Consider the following 21,600-nt stretch of genomic DNA (forward strand, 5'->3'; position numbering starts at 1 on the left):
TAATATGTTTTTTCATCTTGATATTTGTACCAGGCTGCGGCCAATCCAGTGTTTTACAAGAAGTGATAGATGAAAGATTTATGATGGATACCTTGGTTAAGATTACCGTGCTTTGTGAGGACAAGCAGCAGGGAAAAGCCGCGTTAGAAGCTGCCTTTGCGGAATTTGAGAGGATTAGTATACTAACGAGTCGTTTCCCCCAGGGCAATGGGAGTTCTGCCTTGGGTGATGTGATGCTGGCAAATAAAAATTCAGGCCTAAAACCTGTCAAGGTCAGCAACGATACCTTTGCTATTTTGGAACGCTGCCATTATTATGAGCAGCTAAGCGGCGGAGCCTTTGATGTGTCAGTTGGCCCGGTTATGGAACTTTGGGGTTTTGGCGGTAGTCAGAGAGTGCCCACTGATGCTGAAATTAAGCAAACCCTGGATTTGGTGGGTTATCAAAAGATACTCCTTGAGCCACAACAAAAAACCGTTTATTTAACGAAGCGGGGCATGGGTATTGATTTAGGTAGTGTGGCGAAGGGTTATGCCACCGATCAGGCGGCTGCGGTGTTGAAAAAAATGGGTATCAAACATGCCCTGATCAATGCCGGGGGAAATATTTACGCTCTGGGCAGCAAAGCAGATGGCTCCCCCTGGCGGGTGGGTATTCAGGATCCACGCAATCAGCAAGGTTTGGTGGCCATTGTCTCAGTTAAAGATGCGGCGGTGGTGACCTCGGGGGATTATCAACGTTATTTTCAAGAGGCGGGGGTACGCTATCACCATATTATGAATCCCGCTACGGGCAAGCCGGCCAGAGAGGTTATGCAAACCACAGTGATAGGTGCTTCGGCCACCGATGCAGATATTTTATCGACAATTTTATTTGTCTTGGGACCGAAGCAAGGGATGGATTTCGTACAAGGGGTTCAGGATACCCAAGCCATATTTATCACCCCGGACAAACAAATAACCATAACGAATCAACTCACTAAGCAACTGGAATTTACCGGAGCAGATGGTTATCGGGTCATTCATGACAATTCATAAATAATGACGCCAGGTGAACGAATGAAAAAATTAAATTACTACCTAACAATCGGTTTTCTGGGTCTGGTTTTACTCGGGACAGCGGGGTTATATCTTCCGCAGTATAGGGGAGCAGAGCAAGCTTTGTTCTTGGAGATATATAAGGATGGTCAGTTATATCAAAAAATTCCTTTGTCTACGGCAACTGACCAGGAAATCAAGGTTACTAATGAAATGGGACATTATAATCTAATAGAAATCAAGGCGGGCCAGGCCCGGGTGAAGCAAGCGGACTGCCCGAACCAAGTATGTGTTCATGCCGGCTGGCTGAGCAAACCCAACCAAATCACCTTTTGTGCTCCCAATAAAGTGAAGGTTAAACTGACAGGACAAGGGAATAATCTAGATGCCACTTCCTATTAAAGTCAATCACATAGGGGGAATGAAAAATGAAGACCAAACGTATCTTACTTATTGCTTTATTTATTTCCCTGGCGGCAGCCCTTAGTATCGTGGAGAGGTCTATCATCATCCCCCCGCACCCCGGTGTAAAGCTGGGTTTGGCCAACGTAATTACCTTACTGTCCATTATCATGTTAGGGCATAAAGATGCTTTTTTGGTGGTGCTTCTGCGTTGTGTTTTAGCAACCCTGGTGGGGGGGAATCCGGTCAGTTTTTTATTCAGCATTACCGGAGGATTGTTTAGCACCTTGGTCATGGTGCTGTTGTGGAGAACTCTCAGCCAACACATCAGTATTGTTAATATCAGCATTATCGGGGCTATCTGCCACAATCTAGGCCAATTATTAGTGGCCAGTTGGTTAGCCCATGAACTCTTGATCTACAGCTTGTTACCAATCTTAATGATTTCCGCTGTTATAACCGGTTACGCCGTGGGTGTGGTAACCAGGCAGGTTTACAAGTCCCTGCAAGCCCGACAGGTCAAAGTGTATAGCTAATATAGGCTGATTCCACTCCAGAGAAAGTTATTGTTTTTTAGGAGAGTAGTCATGGCTCTAAAATTAGTCACAAAACTAAGAGGGGCTGTTACAGTTCATAGTGAACTGAACTGCCCCCCGACAAGTAGACAGGACAAAAAATAAAAATAAACTAGGCAGCCTTGGTTCGAACTTCCATCGGACTAAGGCTGTTTAACTTGGCCTGTAACCTCTCATAATTATAAAAATAGATGTAATCATCAATGTCCTTCTTAAGAGCTTCAAAGGTTTGATATTTATGTAGATAATACTTCTCACACTTAAGCGTTCCCCAGAAGCCTTCCATCGGTCCGTTATCAATACACTTGCCAACCCGAGACATACTCTGAGTTAAGCCATAAGCTTCTAGTCGTTTCTTGAAGCCCCAGGAGGTATACTGAAAACCCCGATCACTGTGAATTATGGGTGTGCTGCCGGGTGCCGTTTGAAGAGCCAAGTCCAGGGTCTCGAAAACAAGACGGTTGTTATTCGAATGGCCTAAAACATAGGATACGATGGATTTATCATGTAAATCGAGAATCGCACTGAGATATGCTTTTTGACCCTTTCCGTATTTGAATTCAGTTACATCCGTCAACCACTTTTCATTCGATTCCTCTGCTGTGAACTGGCGGTTTAAAAGATTTTCTGCGATCTGCCCAGGAGTTGATCGAATGTATTTCTTTTTCTTTCTACGGATGACGGATTGAATTCCAGCAAGCTTCATGAGGCGATAGACCCTCTTCGGGTTAATCGACTGATGGGTTTCCCGTCTTAAATTGATGGTTAATTGACGGTACCCATAAATGCCTTCAACCTTCTCGTAGAGCAGGAGCATCGCTTGCATGAGTTGCTGATTTTCTTGTTCGCGAGGACTTACTTTTCGCTTTAACCATTTGTAATAGCCTGAACGTGAAATCTGCGCCATTTCACACAATAAGACTAGACTAAAATGCTCTTCTCCTTGTACCGCTTGAATCGCGTCATAAATCTTCTGATGCCGGATTTGGCTTAAAACCTCCTCCTTTCGAGTTCCTGTAACTTTTTTAACAGGGCATTTTCTGCTCTAAGTCGCTCGTTTTCGTATTCTAGTTTTTTCATAGCAAGCCTTTGCCGATCGCTCTCACTTAATTCTTCCGGTGCTTTTTTCCGTCCCCGTCTATCCTTTAAGGCCTCTTCTCCACCTGCTTCATATTTCTTAACCCATTGATAAACCTGCTGGTATGAAACTTGATATTTCTCTGAGGTGTTTTGGTAATCATGGTTATGAGAAAGACAGTATAGGACCATCTCAATCCGTTCTTGCCAACTGGTAGTGCGCCCTTTAGTCATAGCCTTGGCTCCTTCCGATGGGTAGGATTTAAAACTGCTATGATTATTATACTTGTTAATCCACCTTGCCAGTTGTGTCCGACTCGCTATTTTATACTTATCTATAATTTGATACTGTGAGTATTCGCCCGAAAGGTAATCCTGAACGGCTTGAAGTTTAAGTTCTGGTGAATATTTATTAAAATGGGTTTTTATTTCTAGCCCTTCATATCCGTACAATTCATATCGATGTCGCCATTTAACCAAGGTAGTCACACTAATATCATATTTTTTAGCTATCTCTACACAGGTAGCCTGACCTGTTTCAAGTTCCTGTAGTATTGCTAGTTTCTCTGCTGCTTTGTATTGATTTATTTTTGACATTAAAATGCTCCCCTCATGATAGCCGGTTTTTTTATTTAACCTGTCTACCATATGGGGAGCATATCAAACTGTGACAGCCCCTTAACCCTATTAAAATTACTTTGCTTTTGGTTTGCTCTCAATTTTTTCCACTTCATCATCACTATTTACAGCTTTTTTAAAGTCATGCAAACACTCTCCCAGGGATTTGCCTAAGCCCTTTAATTTCAGGATCAAAGATGATTAGGACGACATTTTTGTGGCTAGTAAAGATATCAATCAGAGCTATTATTGAATTTGTTTGTTATGTAAAATTATATATTTATTTGTGATACAATTATGTCACAATATCATGGAGAGAATTATACATGAATACTATTATAATATTAAAATCAACTACATGTTACCTGAGAAAATTCTTTGAGTAACAGTTACTCTGTTTTATTATAATAGCTTTAAATAAAAATCTGGAGGATACTATTTGTGAAATATGAACCTAAACTTGAAAAGGAAATTATGTGTCCCATTGAATATGGTCTTGAAATTTTCGGTGGCAAATGGAAATCAAGAATTATTTGCGTATTATCAGCTAAGCCTGTAATGAGATATAATGAAATAAGAAAAGAGCTTGGCAATATCACCGATGCGGTACTTGCTGCAATGTTAAAAGAGTTAATTGAAAATGATATGATTGATCGTAGACAATATAACGAAATCCCTCCGCGAGTAGAATATGCCTTAACTGAAATAGGGAAATCTTCACTTCCCATATTGCAGAGTATTTGTGCATGGTCAAGAACCCATACCAAAGAGAACCTGAATAAAAAATTACCGTCCTGTAAAACTTGTCCACAACTGCATAAATAACTATGAAATTTAATAGTTACTTATAAATTTACTAATATATTTGCTCTATCGAGTTGCTCTGTTATACTTCGTTTATGGTTAAAGCAAACCAAAGAACAAAGCAAATGGAGGTATGAAACATGAGCGCAAAAGTTTATCTTGAAATCACAATGGTTATTAGCGAAGCTAATCGCCCGGCAGCAGCTAAAGTGTATAACGATTACCGCGGACCTTTCCTGTCTCAAATCAAAGGGGCTGTTTCCAAAGAACTGCTTATCCGTGACGAGGACGTCCAGGTGTTACATGGCTTTGACAGCGTTGAGAATGCAAAAGCTTATCTGGGCAGCGAGATGTTTAAGAAAGATGTTTTTGTTGGCCTGCAACCTCTGTGGAGTGCAGATCCGGATGTTAAAATTTATAGCGTTGTTTGAGCCAGCTATCTCAATATGAATTAGAGGTCCGAAGTGCGTTGGCATTTCAGGCCTCTTGCTTTTTAGAAAGGAAGAAATTATGGAGAAACAATGGCTACGCAACTTTCCCGTCAGTCTATTTGTAAGTGTCATGGGTATTACCGGTTTATCTATAGCCTATCAGAACTATGCACATTTTTTCCCCCTGGCACAAAATATCGGGATGGTTTTGCTCACAATAGCGTTCCTCCTGTTTTTTAGCCTATTGATAGTGTATATATCCAAGATTCTGACGCACAAGCATGCGGTGTTAGCAGAATTTAATCATCCAGTAACAGCAAATTTTTTCCCAGTTATTTCAATCAGCCTCCTTCTTCTCGCAATTGGTAGCTTCGATATAAATCAGATTTTCTCCAGAGCACTTTGGCTAGTCGGCAGTTCTCTGCATTTGATGCTCTCTTTAATCCTGATGTCTCGATGGATTACCCAAAAATATGATATTACCAATGCGAACCCGACTTGGTTTATCCCGATAGTGGGGAATATTTTGGTTCCGATCGTTGGAGTCGAATTCTTTGACAAAGAAATATCCTGGTTCTTTTTCAGTATAGGGTTGTTCTTCTGGTTGGTAATGTTCCAGATTGTATTCTACCGGTTAGTATTTCATGATCAGTTGGTAAAGAAGCTCGTCCCCACTCTGGCTATCCTGATGGCTCCCCCTGCTGTGGGGTTTTGTTCCTACGTTAAACTAACCGGTAGTTTTGATATGTTTGCAAGAATAATGCTTTACTTAGCACTTTTTTTAGTGTTGTTACTTTTATCCTTGGCCAGGCAGTTTTTTCAACTCCGCTTCGTTGTCTCATGGTGGGCTTACACCTTCCCTCTATGTGCCGTGACTATAGCATTTACTATAGCAGCCAATTTCTTGCCTTCCTTCTTTATGGTATGGGTGTCTACAGGGCTGTTAGTGTTGTCATCTGTTGTCGTGGCATTAGTAGCTGCTAAGACTGTTGGAGCAATTTTCTCAAAACAGTTGTACGAGGAGTAAAAATCGTATCTGACGCATGGCGCAGCCCCCTCGACTAAGGCTACATAAGCGAAGGGGCTTGTTTTATGCCGGTATCTACCTATCTCTATATACCTGCTATTATTTTTTGGTGGTGGCAGGTATTTTGATTTTTTGAATTTCATCTCCATCTGCTTTAGATACAGCACGTAATCTATAAGTGTTTATACAATTCGTTCTGTTCTTCTTCACCAAAAGGGAATGCCAAAACACTCATGCAGCCTTGAAAGCCTTGAAAGGAGTCCTTATCAACGATGAGGCCATGCGGGTCAATGTCTCGGGACCACTGTAAAAGACTACGGTATTTAAATATTTATATAACAAACTGGTATGATAGAAAAAATCATTAAACAATTTTTACAACACTTATTAAATTTTGTTATATAGTTCTTTTTATTACTGTTTCCAAGCCATTAGGTCTATTGTAAGCTTGCCGTCTGAAAAAATTACCATGCTTTTCTGTGGCGATGTGGTTAAAATATCATTCTTATATAATATGAGATTATTTCTCCGCCAAACAGAGAGAATGATTCCTACGAGTGCCATACTTATAACATACCCTGTACCACCGTAAGATACAAAGGGCATATTGAAACTCATCAAGGGGAACAAATTGAAATTCATTAAGATATTTATTAAAAATTGTGCTGATAATATGGTACAAACAGATAGAGATAAATAAAAACCATAACAATTTTTTATTTTATTTATGGTCATAATCATTCTGACTATAAAAATACCAATAAGTAAGATCAGTATAATTCCAGCCGCCCAGCCAAGCGTTGCTATTACATTGATAAGCACATATTGGCCTGTGACATTGGGCATCGTCATGTCCAAACCCTGGCCCTGGTATGTAGCCTTGGTTTTGCCAAACCAGTTTGAAATGGAAAGCCATGTTTTTGCCATGTATTGTAAATAACCTACTCCCGAGGGATCTTCTTTCCCCCTGGAAAAATATAACGCAAAGCGATTTAACTTATATGGATTTGCTATGATACTATATGCAAATAATGCAGCAGGGACAACACCACCTGCACACAATGATATTAACTGGATTTTCTTGTTTTCGCCAAAATGATTTCTCATGATAGCAGTTATAAATACAACTCCATATGCTATTGTCATTACAAAGGCAGTAGAGACACTTGGCATCATTATAAGTAAAAATACCGAAAAGCTACTTTGAATAATTAATTTTAAAATTCCGATAGCACCTTTCCCGCGGTATTTTTCTAAAAAACCTACAAACCCAATTAAAAACAATAAACTTGCAAGTTCCGGCGATGAAGTGTGATAATTACCGATTTGAAAACCACCTTTAACGCCGTTTACTTCTATTCCTGTTAACATTGTTGTCACAAGCAATAAAATCCCGGAGATATAAATAGGCGTTGATATGTTTTTTAACCGAGTATAATCAAAATAATATAAGGCAGTCGTAACACTAATACCAATAATTACAAACACTATATACTTAGAAAAGTCGATTGCCCGAACATCACAAATTTACTGCTTGAAAACATAACGATTCCACCGATTATGGTAATAATCGCTGTTAGAATTAAAAGGGACCATTCCGTTTGGGGCTTATGCTGACGATTTAGCTTTATACCTATTTCATCAGTGCTTCCCATAGCAGAGATTGCTAAATCAAGCGCTTTTTCTTCATCGTACCCATTAGCTATATTTTCTTCCTTTAATTGGTTTATATGTTCGCCAAGCTCTTCTCGAATATCTTTATGTACCGTTTTACACTTTATATGAATACAAACATCATCTAGAAATTCTTTTATTTTTTTATTCAAAGCAAATCCCCCCAATTACAGAATTAACCGCTTCGGTGTAAGTTTGCCACTCAGATTTTTTATCCTCCAACAGTTTTTTTCCGGCTTTTGTAATTGTATAATATTTTCTGCGTTTTCCATTATCGGCATCAAACCAATAAGATTCAATGGCTTTTTCATTTTCTAAGCTGTGAAGCATAGGATAAAGGGTTCCTTCTTTAAGCTCAAAAACATTTTTCGATAACTTTTTAAGCTCATGTGTTATTTGATACCCATACATGTCTTTTCTATCTAAAAGAGAAAGAATGAGAATAGATGTACTGCCCTTCATAAGTTCCTTATTAATTTTCACGTTAACCTCCATGCATAGTAAATCTCTATAAGTAGAAATTCTATGTATTATATTATATTTAGGAAAATTCTGTTTGTCAATATATCCTATATAACGGGAACTACTGTCATCATTTATTTATTTTTATATAGGTAAGTAAAAAATGTAGAAGAAATATAAGAATCACCCGTCTTCTAAGGGAAGGGCAATGCCTTATTATATCTGTCAATCATTTTATCCCAATATTTTGGGTGCAAGGAATTTAAAATAGCCTCAACCCTATATTTGTACAAAGGTCGAGGCTATTTTTCGGGTGTCAATGTGTACGTAATCAGCGCCTGAATAGCCATGACTTACAGTTGCTCATGATCTTTCGCCTTTTCCATCTGTGCTGTACCCCACTTAGCAAGTTCGGCCAATGCCGGGAGCAGAGTTTTGCCTGATTCGGTTAAATGATATTCCACACGTGGAGGTATCTCCATATATTGAATGCGGGCGATTAATCCATTGCCTTCCAATTCTTTTAAGGATTGAGAGAGCATCATATTGGTTATACCGCAGACTTTTCTTTTTATTTCATTGTACCGCAGCACGGAGTTTTGACTTAACACCCATATAATCGGAAAGTGCCATTTTCCGCCAATGAGATTTAAAGCATAGGTAACGGGGCATTTGTTCATTTCGTCATTAATATTTACTTTTTTCTTCATAGCATCCTCCAATAGTCATGAATTTCTTACTAGATAAGAAAAAAATGCATACTTGATATTTTATTTTTTTATCATATAATCATATCATAATAAAGTAAAGGAGAGAAAAGTTGTGAATGAGGTTCTTAAATTTCTGACAGATAATCCGGTTTTTTATATTGCTACGGTTGACGGAGATGTTCCAAAGGTGCGTCCTTTCGGATTTGTTATGGAGTATGAAGGCAAACTATGCTTTTGTACCAACAATCAGAAAGATGTATACAAGCAACTCAAAGCAAATCCGAATGTTGAAATAAGTACAACCTCAAAAACAGGCGAATGGTTACGATTAAAGGGTAAAGTGGTTTTTAACACCAGTAAGCAGTCCAAGCAAGCTGCCTTGGAGGCGGCCCCAGCCCTTAGTAAAATGTACAGTGTTGATGATTCCATCTTTGAAATTTTTTATATTGAAAACGCAGAAGCAACCTTTAGAGATTTTAATGGTGGATTCAGAACTATTCAATTTTAGAGATGCTTCTAAAAGCTAAGCACTGAAAGGCAGGAATTCTTCTTCTTTCGGTGTTTTTCTTTTTTAGAGATATAAAGGAGAGCGGTAGAATGGAATTGGGACAAATCTTTTTAAGGGATTATTTAATCGTAGCTACAATATCCTAAATGTGATAAACTTTTTCTATTCCAATTAAAATTGGCAAAAACAGCGGGATAGGAATAGCAAAATGATCATTCAGCATAATTTAAGTGCTTTAAATACCTACAATCATTTTAATAAAGCAAATATGTTCCTTTCTAAAGCTGCGGAGAAATTAAGTTCAGGTTTAAGAATTAATCAAGCCTGTGACGATGCGGCTGGTTTGGCCATTTCAGAAAAAATGAGAGCTCAAATTAGAGGCTTATACCAAGCTCAAAGAAATATACAAGATGGCATATCTCTTATCCAAACCGTAGAAGGTGCATTAGCTGAAATAGAAAATTCCAATTTACAGAGAATGAGGGAATTAGCCGTCCAGGCATCCAATGGAACAGTAACGGATCAAGAGAGGCAAATGATTCAAAGGGAAATCAGTCAAATTATTGATGAGATCGAGGCCGTTGCAGACAATACCGAGTTTAATGGGAAAAAACTGCTGAATGGACCCAATGTACAAATTACTCCCGGTGAAACAACCGTAGTTGCCAAAACCGAGGTGATTACCCCAGCAATCGGGGTTATTGGAGTTTATATATTAGACTATACTCAGAATCTATCCAGCACCCTGGCATTTGGCTTGGAAGCCTCTCCAGCCAATACCCATTCAAATGCTATGTTTTCGTTTTCAAATCCTCCGGTTAAACCCAATTATATCTATAGCCCGCTGGGGACAGATACCCAATCCACCTTGGAAAATTTAGTAGCGACATTTAATAGTATCAAGAATGACACCAGTGGAGATCCGGATATTACTTTACACAAAAATTTTATAAATGATAATAACATACAAATTCGCCTTTATGGAATGGATGTTATCGTTTTAACCGCCGATACAGAGATATATTTTAATCAGATGCCCGCAGGCCCGGACGGCAGTAGGCTAATGTCCGGCTGCTGGTGGGCCGTTGCGGGATATACGGTGGATTTTACATATCATGAATTACAAACAACACCGTCAGAGATAAACATAATGGATACAATTTTGCAAGTCGGGCCCAATTCCCAGGATATATTTAAAATTGCCTTGCCGAATGCTAAAACCTCACAAATCGGCATAAATAATATTGATGTTACAAATCAGTCTAATGCAGAACAGGCAATTTCAATGATTGATCAGGCAATCGATACAATCTTAGCTGAACGTTCTAAATTTGGTGCCTATCAAAATGCATTAGAACATATTTTGAGAAATGTAGCAAATAGTAGTGAAAATCTAACTTCGGCTGAATCTAGAGTCCGGGATGCAGATATGGCAAAAGAAATGATGGGATTCTTAAAAGAGAGCATTCTTCTTGAGGCTTCTCAAGCGTTATTACAACAAGCCAATCAATCACAAGATCGTATACTAAATTTACTTAAATCATAATCGATACGATTTTTTCTACAGGGATGGCTATCCAGAACAGAAAGCAACAAGAGCATTTTTAGGATACGATATTTTTTTTGACTTGCTTTACCTCTCCCTTGCCTTCCTCAGGCTAAGTTATCTTGTAAGCTAATACCCACAAATTTCGCCGGTAGAGCCATGCTTGCAACAACAGTAAATACTGGCTCTGCTCAGATCGTCCCCTGCGGGGCCTTCCCACTGCCAATTGACTTTAATTTAAAATGGATAAATAATAAAAAATGACAAATTTATGAAATTAAAAGGGTGTATCCATAATTATCGCGAAGATAATCATTCTTAATAACAAAAGTGGCATAAAGGAAGGGCTCCATGATTACTTGCTTACATCAGCTATATAACTTCGGTCGTTTCATCAACACTTTACCGACAGCCATCGTATTTGTAAATGACAAGGGGGATATAGTCAAATGTAATGAAAGATTTACAAGCTATTTTCCAGATTTAAAGGGGGAAGATTTGATCGGAAAACCAGCTAGTGGCTCTGAAGAATTATTGGGTGCGCAGATTGCCCGGGTATTAAAGGGGGAAGAGGTATATGCCCAATTTATCCTTTGGCAGGGCAGAGAATTTTTAACCAATGCCTTTCCCTTAAAAGATTGGGAAACCGGTGCAATTCCAGGAGCAATTATTATTTTTCAAGATATAACCAGTGAAATGAGCTACCAAAGGGAAACGTATCGTTTAGCCAATTTGCAGAATATTGCCAAGGAACGTACCTACGCACTAAATCAGGAAATCTCCTTGCGACAACAAATTGAAAAAAAATTATTGAATTTAAATAAAAAAGTTTCCGGTATGCTTGAAGGGATCAAGAATGGATATATGACATTGGATCAAACGTTCCGGTTCATTTATGTAAATAAAGAGGCGGAGAGATTTATTGAATTACCCAAAGAAGAACTCATTGGGCATTCCATGTGGGATAAGCTTCCAACGGAGTTGGGGTTAAAATATTACAATGAATATCACCGGGCACTGCAGGAACAAACGGTTGTACATTTTGAGGCTTTTTTATTAAACGGTCCCAAATGGGCTGAAGTATATCTTTATCCTTCCCAAGAGGGATTATCCATTTGTTTGAATGATATAACCAAACAAAAATATACAGAGGAAAAATTGCGGGAAAGTAAAGAAGGGTTTCAAGCCTTATTTAATCATAGTTTGGATGGAATTATTTTAAATGATGCTGACGGGAGAATTATCGCCGCGAACCCTTCCGCATGCAAGATGTTTGGGCGAACGGAAAAAGAAATGCGTCAAATGAACCGGGCTGAAATCATTGACTTAACCGACCCGAGAGTATTGGCCCTGGCTAAGCAGCGGGAACATCAGGACCAATTTAGCAAAGAAATCAATTTAATGCGAAAAAATGGTGCAATATTTTCGGGTAAAGTTACTTCCACTATTTTTAGAGGAGAAAATAACCAGTTATTATCATGTTTAATCATTCGCGATATAACTAAGAATAAAAAATTTGAGCAGGAGATGTCCCGGCTGGATCGCCTTAACTTGATTGGCGAAATGGCAGCGGGAATTGGTCACGAGGTAAGAAATCCCATGACCACCGTTAGGGGATTTTTACAAATGTTGAAGGGCAAGGAGCGGTATGCCGGGGACCAGGAATATTTTGATTTAATGATTAGTGAGTTAGATAGAGCCAATTCCATCATTACAGAGTTTCTTTCCGTTTCCAAAAGTACATCCAATCATTTTGAGATAAAAAGCCTAAATGATATTATTGAAGAGATTTATCCGCTTATTCAGGCAAATGCCTTAAATCATAATAAAAATATAAAATTTAATCCTGGGAATATTGTAAGTTTTACCTTGATTGAAAAAGAGATTCGCCAAATGATTCTAAATTTTGTTAACAACGGTTTAGAATCAATGGAATCTGGCGGATTAATCACCCTATCAACCTATATGGATCAAGGAGAAATTGTCCTGGAAATAAAAGATCAAGGGACCGGGATTGAACCAGGGGTTTTGGATAAAATAGGAACTCCCTTTGTGACCACAAAGGTGAATGGAACCGGACTGGGTCTGGCCGTTTGTTACAACATTGCCGCCCGCCATAAAGCAACCATTGAAATTCAAACGGGATCAAAAGGAACAACCTTTTTTGTAAGGTTTAAAATAAATTAAAGAAACCCTTTATGAACAAGAAGCCGTATTGCGCCCACTACAAGTAAGAAAAAATGCATGATTTATTTTAATAAAAACAATCATAGTTTTCCCCACCGGTGCATACAATTATTGAGTAGCCATTTTTGAGCAAAGGGGGGAAACAATGAATAAAGAATTAATTAATGAAATATTGGACAGCATTGGGTTGGAGAGCATCCTTTTGGATAAGGAGCAAAGAATTTATCCGGAGGATGGCCTGGTTCAGAGAAGCATGGAGTAAAACCGGGAGTCCCTTGATGGGTCCCGGTTATATTTTTGGTAAGAGAAGAAAATGAAAACCACCCTAAAATTGGGTGGTGCCAGAATCATTATAAAGACTTATTTAAAGTAGTGGATGGAGCATCCCGGCGTAGTTTGCGGGGGCTCCTTGGAGCTAGGCAGCAAGCATTGCCTGCGGCGGCATTGCGGATGGTTTCCGCGGTGGATTTAAGCGTTGTACAGAGATGCGGTGAAATTTCTATATTTAATTTTGAATGGCGCATGGTATAGCGTGTATTGGCCGGACATCCCTTGCATTTATCAGCTTGTTTCTTCATGAAATCCAACTGATGGGATGTGGGGCGAATATAACCTCTTTCACAATGTTCAAAAAAGTCTTTAATTCCCAGTGGGTCATCTTCAACAGGACAGTTGCAAACAATTTCCACTGAATCAGGCTTCGCGTTCATATGAGAGGTGACTAACTCACAAACAGACATCCCCAAAGTACCTTTGGCTTTTAACGGGCAGGAACAATTACTGCAAGACTCAAAATTTTTCTCCCCGCAGGTCTTTCGGATATCAACTACCTCTCTGAAATTATTCACTCGTATCATATATACCTCCATGATTGGTCAACAACAAAGTAGTTGTAAGCCCGCCTCCAGGTGAAAAAAACCCATTCCTGGAAATTAACCTAGATTGACAACATTCGACAGTGCGTTAAAAAATCCTTTTAATTCATTCTAACATTTTTGAAGTTTTTTAAATAGCTACAAAAATCATATTTAAATTATAAAGAATTTTTAATGAAATTCAAATGTTTAAACTATTTGCTATCGGGCTTATAACGGCTTACCCATTCCATTGGGGATGAGTGACAAGACAAGCCATTGTCATTAAAATAGAACATGTAGTAAAGAAAGGAGAAAATTTAAGGATGGGTTAAGGTCCTTTCAACCGGATTAAGGGGTGGATACCGATGAATATTTTGCTGGTGGACGATGATCAGGATAGTAGAGCCTGTGTCGGTAATTTTTTAAGGGAGATGGGACACCGGGTAATGGAGTGTGACAGTGGGCGAAGTGCTTTAAATCTTATTGCTTCGGGCGACTTTTCCATGGTTTTATCGGATATAAAAATGCCTGGAATGTCAGGAATTGAATTGTTAAAAAATATTTCTTTTCTTCCTGAAGGCAAAAAGGTGGATGTGGTTTTATTTACCGGGCATGGTGACATGGAGACGGCCATCGAGGCCTTAAGAGCGGGAGCCTACGATTATTTGTTAAAACCCATTAACGTGGAAGAATTGGCCGCCATCACCGAGCGTATCGCTGATTATCAAGCCCTGCGCAGGGAAAACATGATACTAACCAAACATTTTGAAGATAAGTTGAAAGCTGAAACAGAAGAAACCAGAAGGCAATTATCCAAACTAAAAGAAACACTGGCCCGCTCCATGGGTTTAGGCAATATCGGTTTTTTTTCAGAAACCATGCAACGAATCGCAGAGCAAGCCAATAAATATCACACCGACCGCTCTATTCCGGTGTTAATACAGGGAGAAACCGGAACGGGAAAAGAAGTTATCGCCAAATTAATACACTATGGTGAGTCCTGGGAAAACAGACCCTTTGTGGACATTAACTGTGCGGCCTTAACGCCCAGCCTTTTTGAGAGTGAGCTTTTTGGCTATGAAGCCGGAGCTTTTACCGGAGGATTACCCAAAGGGCAAAAAGGAAAACTGGATCTTGCCCAAGGAGGGACTTTATTTTTAGATGAGGTGGCAGAGATTCCCCTGGAGCTTCAGGGAAAGTTGTTACGGGTTATCCAGGAAAAGGAATTTTACCGAATCAGCGGGCTGAAAAAAGTGAAGGTGGATGTAAGAATCATTTGTGCCACCAATGTGGATATAACCAAGAGGGTAGAGCAAGGGAAATTCCGGGAAGATTTATACTATCGGCTTAAAGTGGGTCATATTTTAATACCGCCCCTCAGGGACAGAAAGGAAGACATTCTTCCGCTGGCTAACTTGTTCCTGCAGGAATTTTCAAAGCAAAAACGAAAGAGTTTTTCCCGCATCGGAGATGCAGCAGCCAAGATTTTAAAGGGGTATCACTGGCCGGGGAATGTCCGGGAACTGCGCAATGCCATCGAATGGGTTATCTTTATGTATGACGAAACAGAACTTAAGTCCGAATATTTAGCAATCTTGGACAGGATCAATCCCAACCATAACCGGGAGGAAAAGATGGAACCCAAAGAGCTGAATCCGGAAGAATTTTCTTTACCGGAAGAAAGATTTTTTTTAGAAGAGTATATGAATAAAATTGTGCTTAAAGCACTGAAAAAGTATGGGGGGAATAAAACCAAGGCAGCTCAATATTTAGGGATTTCCAGACGTTCTTTGTATTGTAAAATGAAACATATCCGGTTTCCCAATAAAAATGAGGAAATAGAGCAATAGATTCGGCCATGGTGGGTAAATTATAAATTGTGGGGGAGGGTGCTAGATGTCTGAGATTAAGTTAACGGACAGCGAAATGAAATATCTGGAATCCATTGGTTCGGTGGTGAAATATCCCAAGGGACAGATTATTTTTGCAACCGGGCAAAAAACCAACGAAGTTTATTTTATAAAGACCGGTTGGGTGAAGATCTATCGGACTTCCATGGACGGACGTCAGGTATCGGTGGCTCTCCGCTACCCCGGGGATTTTATTGGTTTGGCGGAAGTCTTAAGTGACGAACTGGAGAGAGAATACAATGCAGAGGCCATGGACAATGTTTCTCTTTTAATCGTCTGGAGAGATACCTTTAATAAAATGTTGTCTCAAAATCCCATATTTACCGCCCGGGTTTTGAACTTAATGGGCAACCGGCTAAGGGAAGCTCAGAATACCATTCATGATTTTATTATTAACCCGGTGCAGGGACGCCTGGCCCTGGTCTTAGAAAATATGGCCTTACGGTCGGGAATTGCCGGGGACGGCAACATTGTTCGCGTTCGTTTAAGAGTGACCCAGGAGGAACTGTCCTGTATTGTGGGGGCCTCCCGCCAGACCGTGTCTTCCCTTTTAACCTTATTCAGAGAAGATGGATGTTTAGAATATGAAGGAAGAGAAATAACCTCAATCAATTTAGAAAAACTAAGAAGTTGGATGGAATAGCCGGATTATATCCGGTTTTTTATTGTCAACATGTAGAGAGGACTGCAACAAAAACCTTTTAGCCCATAAAATGGGTGACAAATGTCGGCAAACCGACAGAAATTTGTCATAAGTAAGGTATTTCCGGACCAATTGCTTCGTTAAAATAATCACAATACAGGCTTGCAAGCTGTAAAGGGGTGTTTGGATAAGGAAATATTGTTGTGGGGAGATGGTAACGTGTCAAGTACGACATCCATGGATTTATCAAACAATAAAAAGGAACTTTTAACGGGAGGCCAGGGAAAACAGCCTGGTTCGCAAAAAAACTATGCTCTGCCGGGATTTATACTGGCTTGGCTGGTGTTTGCGGCAATTATAACAATGGTCCCGGTTTCCGAAGGGGGTTTAAGCGCGGAAGGCCGGGCAGCCTTGGCGGTAATGGGGTGGGCAACCGTTATCTGGTTAACCAACGCGCTTCCCATTGGTATCTCTGGACTTATGATCCCGGTGCTTTTAAAATTAACCGGCGCGCTGCCCAAAATACCGATGGCTTTTGCCGGCTTTACCAAGGATGTAACTTTCTTGATTCTGGGTTGCTTTATCCTGGCTGCGGTGATGCAGACCACCGGATTGGACCGGCGGATTGCGCTGGGCATTGTTTCCAGAGTAAAACCCAAGGTGGGCAGCGTAATTAAGGGGTTAATGGCGGCTCACTTGGTCATGGCGGTATTGGTTCCGGCAACCAATGCCCGGGGCGCGGTTTTTCTGCCCATTGTCTCAGGTTTAAATAACCTGTTTGGCAAAACCGGGGATGGCCTCCGGGCCAGAAAAGTTCTGACCATGGTGGGAATCGGGTTTGCTTCATTGGCCTCCGGAATTGTCTTAATGCACAGCCATATGTCCAACGTCATCGTGGCCCAAACCATTAATCAGAGCGTAGGAGCCAACACCATCACCTGGAGTAAATGGGCCTGGATGAACTGGCCTATGTTGGGTGTACTGGTAATCATCTATTTCTGGTGCAACTGGATATTAAAAACCAAAAATATTGAGGTGCCCGGCGGCATCGAGGAAGTAAAGATGCAGAAGGATGCACTGGGCAAAATGTCTTTCACCGAGTGGGTGGTCCTAGTGGCCTTTTCCATGGCCATTCTTCTCTGGGCCACCGATGAGTTCCATAAGCTGGGTTCGGCTATTGTCACCCTAGGGGTGGTCATGCTGCTGTTTATCCCGGGGCTGACCAACCTTTGCTGGAAAAAGGTACAATCCAATACCATTTGGGGCACCTGGCTTTTATTGTGCGGTTCCCTGTCGCTGGTGGACGCCTTTGGAAGCACGGGAGTGGATAAATGGCTGGCCTCCCATCTGGTTGGCATAGCGCCTGCCTGGGGCTGGATCGGAGTTACACTGTTCGTTTGTATTGTAGTACAGATTCTCCGACTGGGAATAGTCAGCAATGTGGCGGCAGTGACCTTGCTGGCCCCCATTGTGGCAGCCATGGCGCCGATGCTCCATTTAAACACGGTGGCCTTTACCATGGCGGTATTAAATGTGGACAGCTTCGCCTTTGTATTGCCTATCTCAGTTACAGCCTGTCTGATTGCCTACGGTACTGAAGAGTTCAGCTTTGCGGAGTTTGTTAAAGTAGGGGCGCCCCTGACACTCATGGTCATTCTGTATACGGTTTTCATTATGTTGCCATGGTATGCCTTTACAGGATTCCCAATCTGGGTGCCGACTAACTAAAAAGGAGGAACAATGGATGCCAAGAGCCCAATTACCTCAAACCATTGATGCAGCAGAAGAAGTTCGCATTGATACGGATATTTTAATTATTGGTGCAGGAAATGCCGGATGTTTCGCGGCCATCGAAGCGAAGCGGATGAATCCGGAATTAAAAGTCACTTTATTGGAAAAAGCGCATATTGATCGCAGTGGTTGCCTAGCCGGCGGCATGGATGCCATTAACACCTATATTAAAAAAGGACGCACCATTGAGGATTTTGTACGCTGGAGCCGTTCCCAGGCCGGAGGTTTACTGCGGGAAGATCTCACCATCAGCATGGCGGAAGTATTAAACCAGCCCATTGAAGAGTGGGAAGAATGGGGTATGCCCATAAAATATGAAGAAGACGGTGATGAATATAAAACCCGCGGTAAATGGGACATCACCATCAGCGGCTCTGAAATGAAGGTCATTCTGGCGGAAAAAACCCGGGAATCCGGCTGTGAAATTATTAACCGGGTTGTAGCCACCAATTATTTAATGGAAGGCAATAAGGTTATCGGCGCCATTGGTTTTGGTGTCCGGGACGGTAAAGTCTATATCCTGCGGGCCAAGGCTACCATCATTGCCACCGGTGGTGCGGCCGGTCTATATAAACCCTATCAAAATGACGGCAACGACTGCCATCATCAGCTTTGGTATTCGCCCTTTAACGTAGGAACCGGCTTTGCCATGGGCATCCGTAAAGGTGCGGAAATGACAACCTTTGAAATGCGCTGGTGCGCAACCAGAACCAAAGATTTTAACGGACCCATTGATACCATTTCCGTGGGTTATAAAACCCCGATGATAAACTGCAAGGGAGAGCAAATTCTCAAGACCCGCTATGCTCATTTAGGCGGGGATGCGGCTCCGCGTTTTATCCGGGCCAATCTGCCCATGGATGAATGGCGTGAGGGACGGGGTCCTTGTTACGTGGATACCACCCATATGACCCAGGAACAAATTTATGATATGAAGTACGATTACCTTAACGAGCGTCCCAGCTATGTGCTGTTCCTGGCCGGCCGGGCCCAGGATTTAAGTAAGGAACCCATTGAAATCTACGGTTCCGATCCATATATTGTTGGCGGTCACACAGCCAGCGGTTACTGGGTGGATGTAAAAAGAGCCACCACTTTGCCCGGATTATTTGCCTGCGGCGATGTGGCCGGTGGTACCCCGAACAAGTTTGTGGGTGGCTGTGCCGCCGAAGGATTGCTTTCCGCCAGGTCAGCCGTTGAATACGTAAAGGATATGGAACTGGGCACAATCGATCAAGATCAGATCACTCAAGAGAAAGATCGGATTTTTGCACCGGGTTTTCGTCAAATGATTGTTGGCGATGGTGTTAAGCCCAGGGAAATGGAAGAGAGATTACAACGTTTAATGGATGAATATGCCGGTGGAGTGCATCAGTTCTTTAGAATGAATGAGGAAGGTTTGCAATATGCCCTGCGTCATATCCATCAGATGAAAGAACAAGTCCAATATTTGATTGCTTCCGATCTGCACGAACTAATGGAAGCCCATGAAATCATTGATCGTCTGGATGTGGCCGAAACGCTGGTGCACCACCTCATGTACCGCAAAGAAACCAGATGGCCGGGCTGGCAAACCCGTGCGGATTTTCCGGAAAAGAATGATGAAAAGTTTGACTGCTTTGTGAACTCCCGGTATAATCCTGAAACCCGAGAAGTGGAAATGTTTACCCGTCCCTATGAGCAGTTGATCCCCGGTGATCGTTTAAAAGCCTAAGAACAGGAGGTTAAGCTATGCCGCCAGTAGTATATCAGGAAAAATGCAAGGGTTGTGGAAAGTGCGAGGAGATCTGCCCCGGAGATTTACTGGAATTAACGGAAGAAAAAAAGATTGTTTGCCGTGCCCCCAGGGATTGCTGGGATTGCATGGCCTGTGTAAAAGCCTGTCAGTTTGGTGCCCTGGAAACCAGAATACCTTATCAACTGGGATATTATCCTGCCAGACTGATCCCTAAAATGAGGGATAAGGAAATTGAATGGACCAGTATTGATATTCATGGGAAGGTAGAGAAGTTTTTAGTAAAAACCCGTAACAAGTAATATACACGAATTTATCAATTCAAAAGCCGATCTGAGTCCGCTCAGGTCGGCTTTTGAATTGATTACTAAATAATTTCCCGGCAGCTTGCTTCAGCACAATGATATAGAACCTTGATTTTCTGAGAAAAACTACCATTGCTGCTAAAGTATATGTTAAAGTATAGGTAAAAAACTGGGGGTGTCCATATTGCTCTGTTTACTAAAAAGGAACAACAGACTTTTTCTATTGGCTCTCATGGTGCTTTGCCTGACCCTTGTCCCGGTTGCCGCCTGGGCAGACGGGGATATAAAAATATCCATTGCCGATCCGGACAAGCCGGATGGAGCAAACTATGAGGGAACCACGGTGTATAAGGTTTTGGAAACTCCTACCGTTATTTATGGAGAGAACCGTGCCTTGGGAACCCTGCGTGTAACCGGAAAAGAAGGCATTCAAGAACCTTTAAGGCAGGGGAACAAAATTTTGGTGAGTTTGCCGGCGGGGCTTTCCTATATGCAGGTGCCCAATGCTGAAAACTATAAGAATTATGTACAATGGCCTGAAACCGTGGATGGCATGAAAAATCAAATAGCAGACGCACCCGGTGCTCCAGGAGTTAAATTTATTGCCGGAACACCCCGCTCCATTACTTTGGAAGTAGGAAATATCGATCAAAACGGAGAGAATGTATTTCTGGATATTCTTTTTAATAAAGAGGATTTTAGCACCGTAAGGGTGAGCAAACTGCTGGACATTGCTGAAGAATATCAAACTCATCCGGCTGAAGAGGTAACCCGGCTTGACTTTGTTAAAATTTATGCCGATGTGGTGATTCCCTTTGACGGTTCCTTAAAGGAAAGCGATGAATCCCTGACGGGGAATTTTTCCGACCTGCCGGAATTAACCGCAAAGGAAGAACAGGCCATCAGCGGGCTCATTCATTCCGGTCTTGTGGCGGGGTATCCCGGAGGAGCCTTTAAACCTGAGGAAAAAATAACCAGGGCGGAAGCTGTTGCCATGGTGGGGAGATTATTTCCGGAGGCTGAGCAAAGGCCTGTTTTTAAAGATAAACTTCCTGGCTGGGCTGTGGGGCACATCAATGGGGCTGCAGCACGGGGATTGGTTATAGGTTACCCGGACGGAACCTTCCGGGCCGACCACACCATCATCAAGTCCGAAGCCCTGGCCCTTCTGCAAAGATTATTAGAATCTTATTGTAGTCCCAATTAAATTGGTTTAAATAAGAACTAATGAAGGCTCCAAGGCAATGCCGAGGACTTCAAAGGAAATGAGGCTTTCACCCCCTTAGGCGGGCGGAAGCCTC

General features: G+C 41.4%; 22 protein-coding genes. 15 read left to right on the forward strand and 7 right to left on the reverse strand.

Features of this window, described 5'->3' with window-relative positions; all coding sequences use genetic code 11:
• The first annotated feature begins 17 nt into the window (after positions 1 to 17).
• From DESRU_RS04070 to DESRU_RS04080, 3 genes are read left to right on the forward strand one after another with little or no spacing between them, the layout of a single operon-like run.
• Positions 18 to 1,037, forward strand: a complete 1,020-nt coding sequence (locus tag DESRU_RS04070; RefSeq protein ID WP_207635959.1) for an FAD:protein FMN transferase — start codon at positions 18 to 20, stop codon at positions 1,035 to 1,037.
• A gap of 21 nt (positions 1,038 to 1,058) precedes the next feature.
• On the forward strand, positions 1,059 to 1,439 hold the full coding sequence (locus DESRU_RS04075) for a NusG domain II-containing protein (RefSeq protein ID WP_013840852.1): 381 nt from the start codon (positions 1,059 to 1,061) through the stop codon (positions 1,437 to 1,439).
• A gap of 26 nt (positions 1,440 to 1,465) precedes the next feature.
• Positions 1,466 to 1,975 (forward strand): Gx transporter family protein, encoded by a 510-nt coding sequence (locus tag DESRU_RS04080; RefSeq protein WP_013840853.1) that lies wholly within the window; start codon positions 1,466 to 1,468, stop codon positions 1,973 to 1,975.
• Positions 1,976 to 2,126: 151 nt separating this feature from the next.
• Here the strand turns inward: DESRU_RS04080 and DESRU_RS21070 are convergent, their stop codons facing one another.
• Together DESRU_RS21070 and DESRU_RS21075 are read right to left on the reverse strand one after the other, a co-directional pair.
• Positions 2,127 to 2,999, reverse strand: coding sequence for an IS3 family transposase (locus DESRU_RS21070; protein WP_207635974.1), 873 nt, complete (start codon positions 2,997 to 2,999; stop codon positions 2,127 to 2,129).
• Positions 3,000 to 3,004: 5 nt separating this feature from the next.
• Complete coding sequence (locus tag DESRU_RS21075) at positions 3,005 to 3,688, reverse strand: helix-turn-helix domain-containing protein (RefSeq protein ID WP_013840627.1); 684 nt, start codon at positions 3,686 to 3,688, stop codon at positions 3,005 to 3,007.
• A 462-nt stretch (positions 3,689 to 4,150) separates the two neighbouring features.
• On the opposite strand from DESRU_RS21075, the gene DESRU_RS04095 reads away from it, so the two are divergent.
• From DESRU_RS04095 to DESRU_RS04105, 3 genes are all read left to right on the forward strand, one after another.
• The gene (locus DESRU_RS04095; protein WP_013840855.1) at positions 4,151 to 4,534 is read left to right on the forward strand and encodes a winged helix-turn-helix transcriptional regulator; all 384 of its coding nucleotides are present in this window, start codon (positions 4,151 to 4,153) and stop codon (positions 4,532 to 4,534) included.
• 119 nt (positions 4,535 to 4,653) lie between these two features.
• Entirely contained in the window at positions 4,654 to 4,944 is a 291-nt protein-coding gene (locus tag DESRU_RS04100; protein ID WP_013840856.1) for a hypothetical protein, read from the forward strand.
• A 55-nt stretch (positions 4,945 to 4,999) separates the two neighbouring features.
• Positions 5,000 to 5,971 (forward strand): SLAC1 anion channel family protein, encoded by a 972-nt coding sequence (locus DESRU_RS04105; protein WP_207635960.1) that lies wholly within the window; start codon positions 5,000 to 5,002, stop codon positions 5,969 to 5,971.
• Between the two features lie 414 nt (positions 5,972 to 6,385).
• Here the strand turns inward: DESRU_RS04105 and DESRU_RS04110 are convergent, their stop codons facing one another.
• The 4 genes from DESRU_RS04110 to DESRU_RS04125 form a co-directional block, all read right to left on the reverse strand.
• A complete protein-coding gene (locus tag DESRU_RS04110) occupies positions 6,386 to 7,459 on the reverse strand; it encodes an FtsW/RodA/SpoVE family cell cycle protein (protein WP_187290612.1) in 1,074 nt (357 codons plus the stop codon).
• On the reverse strand, positions 7,459 to 7,797 hold the full coding sequence (locus DESRU_RS04115) for a permease prefix domain 1-containing protein (RefSeq protein WP_041275291.1): 339 nt from the start codon (positions 7,795 to 7,797) through the stop codon (positions 7,459 to 7,461). The genes DESRU_RS04110 and DESRU_RS04115 overlap by 1 nt, the downstream gene beginning before the upstream one ends.
• Positions 7,790 to 8,128 carry a PadR family transcriptional regulator gene (locus DESRU_RS04120; protein ID WP_013840858.1) on the reverse strand — a complete coding sequence of 113 codons (339 nt, stop codon included), beginning with the start codon at positions 8,126 to 8,128 and terminating at the stop codon, positions 7,790 to 7,792. The genes DESRU_RS04115 and DESRU_RS04120 overlap by 8 nt, the downstream gene beginning before the upstream one ends.
• A 332-nt stretch (positions 8,129 to 8,460) precedes the next feature.
• On the reverse strand, positions 8,461 to 8,817 hold the full coding sequence (locus tag DESRU_RS04125; protein WP_013840859.1) for a winged helix-turn-helix transcriptional regulator: 357 nt from the start codon (positions 8,815 to 8,817) through the stop codon (positions 8,461 to 8,463).
• Between the two features lie 112 nt (positions 8,818 to 8,929).
• Between DESRU_RS04125 and DESRU_RS04130 the strand changes: the two genes are divergently transcribed.
• From DESRU_RS04130 to DESRU_RS19740, 3 genes are all read left to right on the forward strand, one after another.
• Positions 8,930 to 9,325, forward strand: a complete 396-nt coding sequence (locus DESRU_RS04130) for a pyridoxamine 5'-phosphate oxidase family protein (protein ID WP_013840860.1) — start codon at positions 8,930 to 8,932, stop codon at positions 9,323 to 9,325.
• 208 nt (positions 9,326 to 9,533) lie between these two features.
• On the forward strand, positions 9,534 to 10,871 hold the full coding sequence (locus tag DESRU_RS21430) for a flagellin N-terminal helical domain-containing protein (RefSeq protein WP_013840861.1): 1,338 nt from the start codon (positions 9,534 to 9,536) through the stop codon (positions 10,869 to 10,871).
• A 351-nt stretch (positions 10,872 to 11,222) separates the two neighbouring features.
• Positions 11,223 to 13,058: a PAS domain S-box protein gene (locus DESRU_RS19740; RefSeq protein WP_013840862.1), complete on the forward strand. Its 1,836-nt coding sequence runs from the start codon at positions 11,223 to 11,225 to the stop codon at positions 13,056 to 13,058.
• A 350-nt stretch (positions 13,059 to 13,408) separates the two neighbouring features.
• Here DESRU_RS19740 and DESRU_RS04145 read toward each other — a convergent pair whose 3' ends face one another.
• Complete coding sequence (locus DESRU_RS04145; protein ID WP_238446359.1) at positions 13,409 to 13,768, reverse strand: hypothetical protein; 360 nt, start codon at positions 13,766 to 13,768, stop codon at positions 13,409 to 13,411.
• 512 nt (positions 13,769 to 14,280) lie between these two features.
• Between DESRU_RS04145 and DESRU_RS04150 the strand changes: the two genes are divergently transcribed.
• From DESRU_RS04150 to DESRU_RS04175, 6 genes are all read left to right on the forward strand, one after another.
• Positions 14,281 to 15,765, forward strand: coding sequence for a sigma-54-dependent transcriptional regulator (locus DESRU_RS04150; protein ID WP_013840865.1), 1,485 nt, complete (start codon positions 14,281 to 14,283; stop codon positions 15,763 to 15,765).
• Positions 15,766 to 15,811: 46 nt separating this feature from the next.
• Positions 15,812 to 16,468 carry a Crp/Fnr family transcriptional regulator gene (locus tag DESRU_RS04155; protein WP_013840866.1) on the forward strand — a complete coding sequence of 219 codons (657 nt, stop codon included), beginning with the start codon at positions 15,812 to 15,814 and terminating at the stop codon, positions 16,466 to 16,468.
• A 219-nt stretch (positions 16,469 to 16,687) separates the two neighbouring features.
• Entirely contained in the window at positions 16,688 to 18,196 is a 1,509-nt protein-coding gene (locus tag DESRU_RS04160) for an SLC13 family permease (RefSeq protein WP_013840867.1), read from the forward strand.
• A 16-nt stretch (positions 18,197 to 18,212) separates the two neighbouring features.
• Entirely contained in the window at positions 18,213 to 19,973 is a 1,761-nt protein-coding gene (locus tag DESRU_RS04165) for an adenylyl-sulfate reductase subunit alpha (RefSeq protein WP_013840868.1), read from the forward strand.
• Positions 19,974 to 19,990: 17 nt separating this feature from the next.
• On the forward strand, positions 19,991 to 20,296 hold the full coding sequence (locus DESRU_RS04170; RefSeq protein ID WP_013840869.1) for a 4Fe-4S binding protein: 306 nt from the start codon (positions 19,991 to 19,993) through the stop codon (positions 20,294 to 20,296).
• Positions 20,297 to 20,474: 178 nt separating this feature from the next.
• Positions 20,475 to 21,506 (forward strand): S-layer homology domain-containing protein, encoded by a 1,032-nt coding sequence (locus tag DESRU_RS04175; protein WP_420794900.1) that lies wholly within the window; start codon positions 20,475 to 20,477, stop codon positions 21,504 to 21,506.
• Positions 21,507 to 21,600: the final 94 nt, after the last annotated feature.

It is taken from the genome of Desulforamulus ruminis DSM 2154 (assembly GCF_000215085.1).
GTDB lineage: Bacteria > Bacillota > Desulfotomaculia > Desulfotomaculales > Desulfotomaculaceae > Desulfotomaculum > Desulfotomaculum ruminis.